We start from the raw sequence: 4016 nt of genomic DNA, 5'->3' as shown, positions 1-4016 counted from the left end.
TCCCGCCCGTCCTTTTTGGACGGGCGGGACGCCCATCCCACTTTCAAGAGTGGAAGTTATTTAATTCTCATTCCTTATCAACTAATTCATCACGTCAAGGATTCCCTTGACTACGCCTTCCATGACTTTTTCAATTAAGCTCAATTCATTTTCGCCGATCGACTCATTTAAGAGCATTGACTGAATCCGCTGTCTGTCATCGCGAGTCAGTTCGCCGGACGAAAATATCCGCTCTACTATTTGTTCAGTTAGAAATGGGAAAGCTGGAGTTTGCATGGTTGGTCTCTAAAAGCATCAATATTTTGTTTTTAACTTTATTAGAGGAGCCAGTTATGGTGTGGGTTTTTACTTTCCCACCCAATCAGTGCTCCAATCTTATGACTCTGGGGGGCTTTTGTCAATACACTTGTTACAGAACAATACAAAATTTGCCTGAAATTTCCCACATTCTGGCAACGGGTGGTTTTGGAGTGCGATCGACCCCGGTGGTGGCGGTGTGCGATCGACTTTTTGAAGTTTATGGGCACTTTAGCGGAACATTACAGCTCAAAAAAAATCAAAACGAGAAGAGATTAAAATTGGTAATGGAGAATTGGCTTGTCTGAAATCCCTCTTCCTTCCGGCTAATGACTAATGACTAATGACTAATGACTAAGGAATAATGACTAATGACTAATGGCTTCCTCCAATGACCTATTTTCCTTCGGCTATAATTTTGACATTAGGTTTTTGGCTGCTACCTCTAGCAGTGCGATCGCAACCTGTCGTTCCTGCAAATGACGGCACAAATACTGTTGTTCAGTCCGAGCAAAACCGCACCGACATTAGTGGCGGACAATTGTCAGGAAACGGGGCCAATCTGTTTCACAGCTTCAGTCAATTTAATCTCAGCGAAGGTCAAATTGCTAATTTTCTAACTAATCCAAATATTCAAAATATTTTAGGGCGGATTTCCGGCGACAATGTTTCCATCATTAACGGTCTGATTTCTGTAAGCGGCGGCAACTCAAATTTATTCTTAATGAATCCGGCGGGAATTGTCTTCGGTCAAAATGCTAGATTGAACGTGCCGGGGTCTTTTTTCGCGACAACTGCTACAGGTATTGGTTTCGGTGACGGCTGGTTCCATTCGGCGGGAATTAATGATTACAAAGCTTTACTGGGAAATCCTAATCAATTTAATTTTACTAACTCACAAGTTGGTGCAATTGTCAATGCCGGAAACTTGGCAGTTGGCAACGGGCAAAGTTTAACTTTGCTCGGTGGCACCGTTATTAATACAGGACAATTATCCGCTCCCAACGGTCAAGTTACTGTGGCTGCTGTTCCGGGACAAAATGCAGTCCGTATCAGTCAAGTTGGCAATTTATTAAGTTTAGAAATTACTCCCTCTTTGCATTCGGAAAAAGATGCGATCGCCCCGGTTTCTTTGCCTCAGTTGCTAACGGGGCCCGGCGTAGCGTCAGCCACAGGTTTAACGACTAACGAACAAGGTCAATTGGTACTGACTGGCGGCCAAACAGTGCCCGCAGTTGCCGGAAGTGCGATCGTCTCCGGTTCTGTAAATGTATTTGGCCCTTCTGGGAATGCTGGCGGCACAGTCAATATTTTAGGGGAAAAAGTCGGACTTTTCGGCGCAAATATCAATGCTTCCGGGACTGACGGCGGAGGTACTGTGCGCGTCGGAGGCGGTTTCCAGGGGATGGAACCAGTGCCAAATGCCCAGGTAACTTATGTTAGTCCTGATTCTACGATCGCAGCAAACGCGATCGACCGCGGCAATGGCGGCACTGCGGTAATTTGGTCAGACAATACAACTCGCTTTTTCGGCAATATTAGTGCTCGCGGGGGCACTGCCGCAGGTAACGGCGGAACAGTAGAAGTTTCCGGCAAAAATGCTTTAACTTTCCAAGGAGAAGTCGATACCCGCGCGACTAACGGTGCGATCGGCAATTTGTTGCTCGATCCGGCAAATATTACCATCGTCAGCGGTAACGGATCCAGCAGCGCGCGATCGGGCGGGGAACTCGAATCGGCACCAGAACCCAATGAAACATCGATCTCAGAAGTGCAGTTGGAACAGATGGCGGCCGGCAGCAACGTGGTTCTAGAAACCCCAGGCTACATCACCCTCCAAGACTTGCCCGATAACAAACTTTCCCTGCAAGCGAGAACGGGAGACACCGTAACATTTAGATCCGGCGGAGTGTTTGTTGTCAATGACCCCAAGGACTCAATCGACACTCAAGGTGGCAACATCAACATTTCTGGCAGCAGCATCTCTCTGGGCGGACTCAATGCTAACGGTGGCAATATCGCTATCACTGCTAACGGCATTGACTTCAGAGGTGGCAGCAATTCCGTCAGCAGTGCGGGGGGAACAATTGGCTTGCAACCCAACGATAGCCGAGCAATTCGGATCGGTGGCACCGGCGATGTTTTGGGCCTTTTGGACTTGACGGCAACGGATCTCGGCGCTTTGGCGGGGGATTTCGGCTCGATCGCGATCGGGCGCGAAAACGGTAGCAGCACGTCGATCGCGATCGTTGCACCCATTACCTTCAACAGCCCGCTGACACTTCAAGGCAGATCGATCGCGATCGACAATCCCCTGAGAACCAGTGGCAGCGCTAGCTTGACTCTCGACGCGCCCCAAACTAATCTCAACGCCAACATTGCCACATCCGGCGGCGATCTCACTTTTACAGGCAACGCATCCCTCAATGCTGACGTGGCTTTGAGCACGGAAGTTAGCGGCAACATTCTGTTCTCCGGTAGCCTAGACGGATCTCACGCCCTAAGACTAGACGCTGGGCGAGTGCTGTTCGGCGCTACAGTCGGTCAAGCTGCACCGCTGGCGAGTTTAACTGTCAACGCCCGCAGTACCGAGGTATCCGGCAATATTGCGACATCTGGCGACATGACTTTCAATAGTAACGTCACAGTCGATCGCACCGCCGCCCTAGCCACCACTACCGGCAATATCACTTTTGCCAATACCCTCGACAGCAGGCCGGGCCGGGCTAATAATTTGACCCTGCGCGCTGGTGGCAACATTACTTTTGACGGCAGAGTCGGTCAAACTCAGAGGTTGGGCCTGCTCTCGGCCGATGCTGCTAGTGTGACTGCTGCTTCCACAATTGCAGCGCGTATTTTGAGCGTTAACGCGCGAGATTCCGCTCGCTTCGGGGGGGACAGCACGGCCGGTTTGGGAGCCGATATCAAGGCAGAAAACGTTCTCCTAGAGGGTAATTTAAGGACGGATGGTGGCAGCGTGAACCTGCAAGGAAGCGGCGAGGTTCGGACTGGTAATATTACCTCGAACGGTGGGAGGATTCGGGTTGAGGGAAATACTGTTGCAGCAGGTGCGATCGACTCGTCATCGGCGGGCACAGGAGGCGCGATCGCTCTCCAAAGCAATGCTGGCCCTTTAACTGCGGGAGCTCTGAACGCTTCGGGGGCGATCGGCGGAAATATCGATGTCACCTCTTCATCGGGCATTTCGGCTCTAGATATCAACTCCAGCAGCACTTCAAACGGCAACGGCGGGGGCGTTTCCCTGAACGCGACTGATAACATTCAGTTGGGCTTTATCAATGCTCAAGGTGGTACTGGTGGCACTGGTGGCAGTGTTGATGTGACAACCCTCGGTTTGTTTCGCTCGAACAATGTTTTCAACGATATATCGGGCAATTCTTCGAGTATTTCTACTGCCGGAGGTGCGGGGGCGGGGAGGATCGCAATTCGCCACGGAGGCGCTATCGATCAACCATTTGTAGTTGGTGGCGCGATCGACAATGGAACCCTGGGAAGCATTAATGCTGGCGCGGGAAATGCCATTTTGCCCACTTTTTCTGTTGGACAAACTTACACCCAAGGAAGTTTACCAAATCAGATTTCCCTAATTACACCGGGCCCGCCCTCTACTCCCGCACCCATTCCCGCACCCATTCCCGCACCCATTCCCGCACCCATTCCCGCACCCATTCCCGCACCCATTCCCGCACCCATTCCCG

The 4016-nt window shown here is 50.9% G+C and carries 3 protein-coding genes; 2 read left to right on the top strand and 1 reads right to left on the bottom strand.

What is annotated here, in order from left to right:
* Positions 1–81: 81 nt before the first annotated feature.
* Positions 82–276, bottom strand: coding sequence for a hypothetical protein (locus QUB26_RS30940; RefSeq protein WP_190661768.1), 195 nt, complete (start codon positions 274–276; stop codon positions 82–84).
* A gap of 152 nt (positions 277–428) precedes the next feature.
* On the opposite strand from QUB26_RS30940, the gene QUB26_RS30935 reads away from it, so the two are divergent.
* Both QUB26_RS30935 and QUB26_RS30930 read left to right on the top strand, forming a co-directional pair.
* Positions 429–605: a hypothetical protein gene (locus QUB26_RS30935; protein WP_333246937.1), complete on the top strand. Its 177-nt coding sequence runs from the start codon at positions 429–431 to the stop codon at positions 603–605.
* Between the two features lie 83 nt (positions 606–688).
* A partial coding sequence (locus QUB26_RS30930; protein WP_333321133.1) for a two-partner secretion domain-containing protein occupies positions 689–4016 on the top strand: 3328 nt, incomplete at its 3' end.

The sequence above is a fragment of the Microcoleus sp. B4-C1 genome, assembly GCF_036705285.1.
Taxonomy (GTDB): Bacteria; Cyanobacteriota; Cyanobacteriia; order Cyanobacteriales; family Microcoleaceae; genus Microcoleus.
This window is presented reverse-complemented; position numbering and strand designations above follow the sequence as displayed.

Coding starts and splice junctions, on each gene's coding strand:
- QUB26_RS30940 (WP_190661768.1), bottom strand. CDS start 276: ATGCAAACTCCAGCTTTCCCATTTCTAACTGAACAAATAGTAGAGCGG.